4 protein-coding genes are annotated in these 6465 nt (G+C 38.9%); 2 read left to right on the top strand and 2 right to left on the bottom strand.

Features of this window, described 5'->3' with window-relative positions; translation table 11 throughout:
* Positions 1 to 138 precede the first annotated feature (138 nt).
* Together UC75_RS08495 and UC75_RS08490 are read right to left on the bottom strand one after the other, a co-directional pair.
* On the bottom strand, positions 139 to 921 hold the full coding sequence (locus UC75_RS08495; protein WP_049837294.1) for an SDR family oxidoreductase: 783 nt from the start codon (positions 919 to 921) through the stop codon (positions 139 to 141).
* Entirely contained in the window at positions 921 to 1244 is a 324-nt protein-coding gene (locus tag UC75_RS08490) for a nuclear transport factor 2 family protein (protein WP_049837293.1), read from the bottom strand. Before UC75_RS08490 ends, UC75_RS08495 begins: the two co-directional genes overlap by 1 nt.
* A 107-nt stretch (positions 1245 to 1351) precedes the next feature.
* On the opposite strand from UC75_RS08490, the gene UC75_RS08485 reads away from it, so the two are divergent.
* Positions 1352 to 2254 (top strand): LysR family transcriptional regulator, encoded by a 903-nt coding sequence (locus tag UC75_RS08485; RefSeq protein ID WP_049837292.1) that lies wholly within the window; start codon positions 1352 to 1354, stop codon positions 2252 to 2254.
* Between the two features lie 279 nt (positions 2255 to 2533).
* The coding region (gene posA, locus UC75_RS08480) for a delta-poly-L-ornithine synthetase PosA (RefSeq protein WP_049837363.1) at positions 2534 to 6465 on the top strand (3932 nt) is incomplete at its 3' end.

Below are 6465 nucleotides of genomic sequence, written 5' to 3'. Positions count from 1 at the left end.
TCCTCCGTGAGTTCGAATCTCACCGCTTCCGCCAAATTCTTAAAAAGCCCTTGTTAATGACGAGGGCTTTTTTTTACCTGTAATTCTAAACTGCTCAAGTGAAGAAAAAATATAATATAGCGTGATTCAACATAACTATTAAACGGTAGGAATCGTCCCACCATCAATCACATATTCAGTACCCGTAATTGCAGACGCACGGGATGAGGCCAAAAAGGCGATAAGATTTGCTATTTCATCAGGTTTAGCTGGTCGTCCAATAGGAATTCCTCCGATTGAATCCATAACTATCTTTTTACCACCCTCGTAATCTGTGCCAGCTTGTAAAGCCAGTCGCTCTGCAAGAGCAATAGATGCCTCTGTTTCAATCCATCCTGGTGAGACTTGAACAACCCGAATACCTTTGGGGGATATTTCTTTTGACAGGCTTTTACTATAAGTCGCTAGCGCTGCTTTTGCAGCAGCATAAGCTGTCGTAGCTTCTGGTAACGGAAGTGAGCGTTGTATTGACGTAACGTGGATTACAACACCTTGGCCTTGCTGAATCATATCGGGAATTAGTTGACGATCAATACGTATTGCAGGCATCAGATTTAGATGAAGTTCTTTATACCACTCTTCATCGGTTAATGCTGCGAATCCACCTGCTGGTGCAGATGAACCACCAAGCATGTGTATAATTATGTCCACACCACCTAATATCTCTTGTACTGCTTGGACGATAGCTTCACAACCTTCTCGAGTTGTGAGATCAGCAGAAACAAAATGTGCATTATTCGGTAAATAATCTGGTTGAGTTCTAGCAGTAGTTAGTACTGTTGCGCCGAGTTCATGGAATAATTGAACTGTGGCAGCGCCAGTACCTTTTGTACCCGCAGTAATTAAGGTACGTTTTCCTTTTAAAGTAATAAAATCTTCCATTAATAAATCCTCAATTTAACAACTTTGCCATTTTCAAGTGTGAACTGGAACGTAAGTTTCACAGGGCTATTTGGAAAGTTGCCACTCCCTTGTGTTAAAACCGTGCTGATATGGTTTGTATTAGAAACCTCAATAATTTCAAGAGAGTACTGGTATTTTTCTTTCATTGTTAGCAACCATGTACGAATTTCTACAATTCCTCTGTATAGACTGCCATCGTCTTCAACAATGGCAGAGTCAGAAAAAATTTGGTTTAAAGCATCTACGTTGTTCGCTTGATCAGCATCAAAGTATGCGCTAACAACTTCTGGTATATCTTTCATGAGTCGCTCTTTTTGAATGATCTAAATTAGTGTTTTAAATTTTATAATTTGACGATTGTTCTAACAATCCGTATAAAATGGGATGTTTAGTTGAATAAATCAGGATAATGGAACGAGCAAATTTAAATGATCTAAAAGCAGTAATGGCAATCGCCAAGCGAGGAACTTTTCGTAGCGCTGCGATTGAACTTGGGATGTCTACAACAGCTTTAAGTCATGCAATTAGTAAATTAGAGGAAAATTTGGGTGTACGTCTGTTTAATCGGACAACACGTAGTGTCTCATTGACAGAAGCAGGCAGACTTTTTGTAGAACAAGTCGGGCCTGCTCTTCAGGATATTCATAGTGCCTTAGATATTGTACGTTCGCAGAGAGAAACACCCTCAGGTACATTAAGAATCAATGCGGCTGCATTTGCGGCGAGAGAAATTATTTCTCCTGTGATTATCGAATTTCTTCGACGTTATCCAGAAATGAATATTGATTTGGTGACTGAGGGTAAACTTGTTGACATTATTGCTGATGGTTTTGATTTAGGTATTCGAGTTGCCCATCTTGTTCCAAGTGACATGATTGCAGTGTCTCTTGGTAAACTTCAAAGATATGTTGTTGTTGGTTCACCTGAGTATTTGGAGCGTTACGGAAAGCCGAAAATACCAACAGATCTTTTTAGACATAAATGTATTCGAGTACGTCTTCCTGATGGTGCACTATTTAGCTGGAAGTTTGAAAAAAATGGAGAAATTATTCAAATTGATGTGCAAGGACCGATTACCCTTGATGAGGCAAGCTTATCAAGAGCTACAGTATTAGAGAATATTGGCTTAGGATACTTTATGGAACAAGATGTTCGTGCTGAAATTGAGTCAGGTCAACTTATTTCTGTTTTGGACGATTGGATGCCTTGTATGTCTGGTCTCTGTTTATATTATTCAGGAAGACGCAACCAATCTGCTGGTTTGAAAGCCTTTCTTGCCTTAGTTCGTGAAGTAGCGTTGTGCAATGAGTAATTTGTTATATATCAATTTTGAATAACGCTATTTAATTTTTATAAAAATATGTGCTTATATTTTTTCTTATTGTCATCTTAGTTTGATTTATAAGTAATAAAAATCGATTGTTCTTCTCATTTAATAGTTCACTCTCCATTCTTAAAATAAAAACTTTAATCTTCATTTAAGTTCAACTCTTTAATTTATTACATAGCAATTGATTTCTTTAATAGGTCAGAAAAACTCAAACGTGACTTTATTTTAGCTAAATCAAAAAATTAAAGTGAGTTATAAAAAATGAACCAATTCGTAACAAGTTCGAAGAATATTATTCGTGGTAAATTTCACCCCGAATTTTTGCAAGATGAAGTACTCGCCGATATTTTTATTCAAACTGCTCAAAATCTCTCAGATAAAACAGCTTTAATTGAAGCAAATAAAATGTTGACGTATGGGGAGTTATATCAGCAAGCCTTAATTATGGCTCAACATTTGACGATAAGAGGGGTAAAACCAGGTCATATTGTTGGGTTATGGGTACCTCGTGGTATTGAGCTTTTAAAAGCCCAATTGGCGATTTGTTTGAGTGGCGCAGCTTGGCTTCCTTTTGATATGGATACGCCAGCCGACCGTATTGCGGTTTGTCTTGAAGATGCCGAAGCTGTCGGGATGATTACTACCGATGAATGGTATGAACACTTAGCTGAAGTGCCACAAACAAAATGGACAAATACTGAACTTCAAAAGCCACTCAGTGAAAATATTCCTTTAGCTAGAACGACCTCCGATCAACCTGCGTATATTATTTATACGTCAGGCTCAACGGGTAAGCCGAAAGGGATTGTAATTACTCAAAAAAATATTTGTCACTTTCTACGTAGTGAAAATAATATTTTAGATATTCAAGAGCAAGATAAAGTCTATCAAGGCTTTTCTGTCGCTTTTGATATGTCGTTTGAAGAAATCTGGCTGTCTTATTTGGTTGGCGCAACTTTGTGGATTGCACCTAAGTCGCTTGTCAGTGACCCTGAACGTTTATGCCAAACACTAAAGCAGGAACAAATTACTGTATTACATGCTGTTCCAACCTTACTGGCTTTATTCCCTGAAGATGTACCTAACCTAAGAATTATTAACTTAGGTGGGGAAATGTGTCCGGACTCACTGGTTGACCGTTGGGCATTACCTCACCATCAAATGTTTAACACTTATGGCCCAACTGAGACTACGGTTACTGCAAGCCTTGAGTCGTTAGAACGTGGTAAACCCGTCACGATTGGTAAACCTTTACCAAACTATGGCATGTTGGTGATTAACGCTGAAAGAGAATTATTGGCTCAAGGTGAAACGGGTGAGCTGTGTATTTTCGGTCCGAGTGTAGCACCAGGCTATTTAGGACGACCTGATTTAACGGCTGATAAGTTTATTGAAAACCCTTGGGCAATGAGTGCGGATGAAGAGTTACTTTACCGTACTGGTGATTTGGCAAAAATTGATGAATTTGGGCAAGTCCACTGCTTAGGCCGTGCCGATGATCAGGTGAAAATCCGTGGTTTCCGTGTTGAACTCGGTGAAATTGAAGCGGCACTTTGTGATATTGATGGGATTGGTACCGCAGCGGTAATTTTGCGTCAAGAAGACGGAATTGATCAGCTTATTGCTTTTATTGCAGCTGAACTTGATGCCAAACAGCCGATAGAAATTAAGCAACTTCGACATACTCTAGCTCAACGTTTACCACCTTATATGGTGCCGAATCGTTTTGAGATTATTGAAGAAGTACCGCGTTTATTATCTGGAAAAATTGACCGTAAAGCGTTAAAAGTAAGACCGCTTACGAGTGTGATTGACCGCAGTGAATCTGATCAGCCGCAAAATCCAGCCGAAGAAATTTTATTTGAAATTTTGAACCGTCTGTTTCCGAACATGCCGATTAAACTAGATTCGGATTTCTTTGATGATTTAGGTGGCCATTCGCTGTTAGCAGCCGTTTTAATTTCAAACCTACGTGAACATCAAGAATATAGCCATCTTACAATTCAAAGCTTATATCAAGCGAGAAGAGTGGGGGCAATTGCTGCTTTAATGTTGGAACAGCCAGAACCAACATTATTTGATAGCCAAATTGGGCAAGACAACCCGCGTAATCAAACTTATAAATGGTTATGTGGTATTGCGCAGCTTGTGACCATTCCAGTTTTAATTTCGATTAATATTTTGCAGTGGTTAGCACCATTCTTTACCTATCACTATTTTACAGGTGGAACCCGAGACAGCATTCCATATGCAATCGCGTTGTCTCTGTTGGTTTATATCAGCGTTATTATTAGTAGTTTCGTCCTTTCAATTACGGTGAAACGATTATTAATGTTGGGTATTGGCGCAGGACGTTATCCACTTTGGGGAATGACGTATTTCCGTTGGTGGTTAGCAGACCGTATTAGCAATATTTCACCAGTTTATTTATTGTCAGGTTCAACTTTACTTAACCTCTATTTAAAAGCACTGGGCGCAAAAATTGGACATGATGTCACCATTAGTTCAGTTCATATTCGCATGCCATCTTTATTAACTGTTGAAGATGGTGTGAGTATTGGCTCTCAAGTGAATTTAGAAAATGCCAAAGTCGAACATGGACATTTGGTGTTGGGTTCAATTCATCTTAAAGAAGATAGTTATGTGGGTTCATATGCTGTATTAGAAGAAAATACAGTGTTAGAAAAACAAGCTCATGTAAATGCCTTAACTTCAATTGAATATGACACAATGGTGCCGGCCGGAGAAATTTGGGATGGTACGCCAGCTAAAAAAATAGGGCATGTCGATGAACACGCTAAAATGCCAGAACGCCCTAAATTATCGTTCATTCGTAAAATTTCTGAATATGGATATTATGGTGTTAGTGCGTTAATCATTGCTTGTCTGTTCTTTATTCCAATTTTCCCAAGTTTCCTTTTGGTCGATTGGTTAGATGTAAACGTATTTAATATTAATCCAAATAACCACCTGCAAATCGCACTTTATTATTTTGCTTTAGCGATTCCAGCTAGTGCAATGATGATGATGATTACGGCTGTCATTTCTTCAGCAATACGCAAAATTGCATTGCCTCGTCTTGAGACTGGAACGTACGCTGTTCATGGCAGCACCTATTATCGTAAATGGTTTGCATCTCAAATTTTAGAAACAAGCTTACAAACATTGCACGGTCTGTTTGCTACGATTTATGCGCCTACATGGTTCCGTATGTTAGGGGCGAAAGTAGGTAAAAATACCGAAATTTCTACCGCAAATGGTGTTATTCCTGAAATGCTGACTTTGGGTGAAGAAAGCTTTATTGCCGATGCTGTAATGTTGGGTGATGAAGAGATCAAAGGCGGTTGGATGACATTAAAATCGACCAAAATCGGTAACCGTAGCTTTGTCGGCAACAGTGCTTATATTGCTGATGGAACTGTTTTACCAGATAACGTTTTAATTGGCGTACAGTCAAAAACACCAGATAACCTTGAAATGTATGATGGTCAAACTTGGTTTGGTTCGCCGCCATTATTATTGCCTGCACGTGAAGCTGCCGAAAAATATCCTGACCACTTAACGTTTAAACCAAGCTTCAAGCGCCGTTTCATGCGTGGTTTTATTGAAGGCCTTCGTGTTGTATTACCAGCCGCACTCGCAATTGGTGTGGGTTATATGATTGTGCTTGAAGTTATCGATGTTATTAATAAATACAACATCCCAACTGGTTTATTGGCTTTAACGCTTGCTGGTTTACTCTATGGTGTAGGCTGTTTCATTATTGTCGCATTGATGAAGTGGACTTTAATTGGTCGTTATCAACCACGTTCAGCGCCAATGTGGACCATGTTTGTGTGGTTAAGTGAAGGGATTACCAGCTTATATGAATCAGTTGCCATTCCAAACTTCTTAAATTACTTAAGAGGAACGCCAATGCTGCCATTCTTCTTGCGTATTTTGGGTGTTCAAATTGGTAAAGATGTTTACATGGATACGGCGGATATCACTGAGTTCGACTGTGTAAGCATTGGTGACCGTGCAGAGTTTAATAGCTTCTCAGGCCCACAAACCCACTTGTTTGAAGATCGTATTATGAAAATTGGACAAGTAAATATTGGAAATGATGTAGTTGTAAATTCACGTAGTATTATTTTATATAACGCCAACGTTAGCCATCATGCAGTGTTAGGACCATTAACGTTGGTTATGAA

Origin of the sequence: Acinetobacter sp. V2 (assembly GCF_001188385.1) — a bacterium.
Lineage (GTDB): Bacteria > Pseudomonadota > Gammaproteobacteria > Pseudomonadales > Moraxellaceae > Acinetobacter > Acinetobacter oleivorans.
Note: the sequence above shows the minus strand (reverse complement) of the source record. Positions and strands in the feature narration are given on the sequence as shown.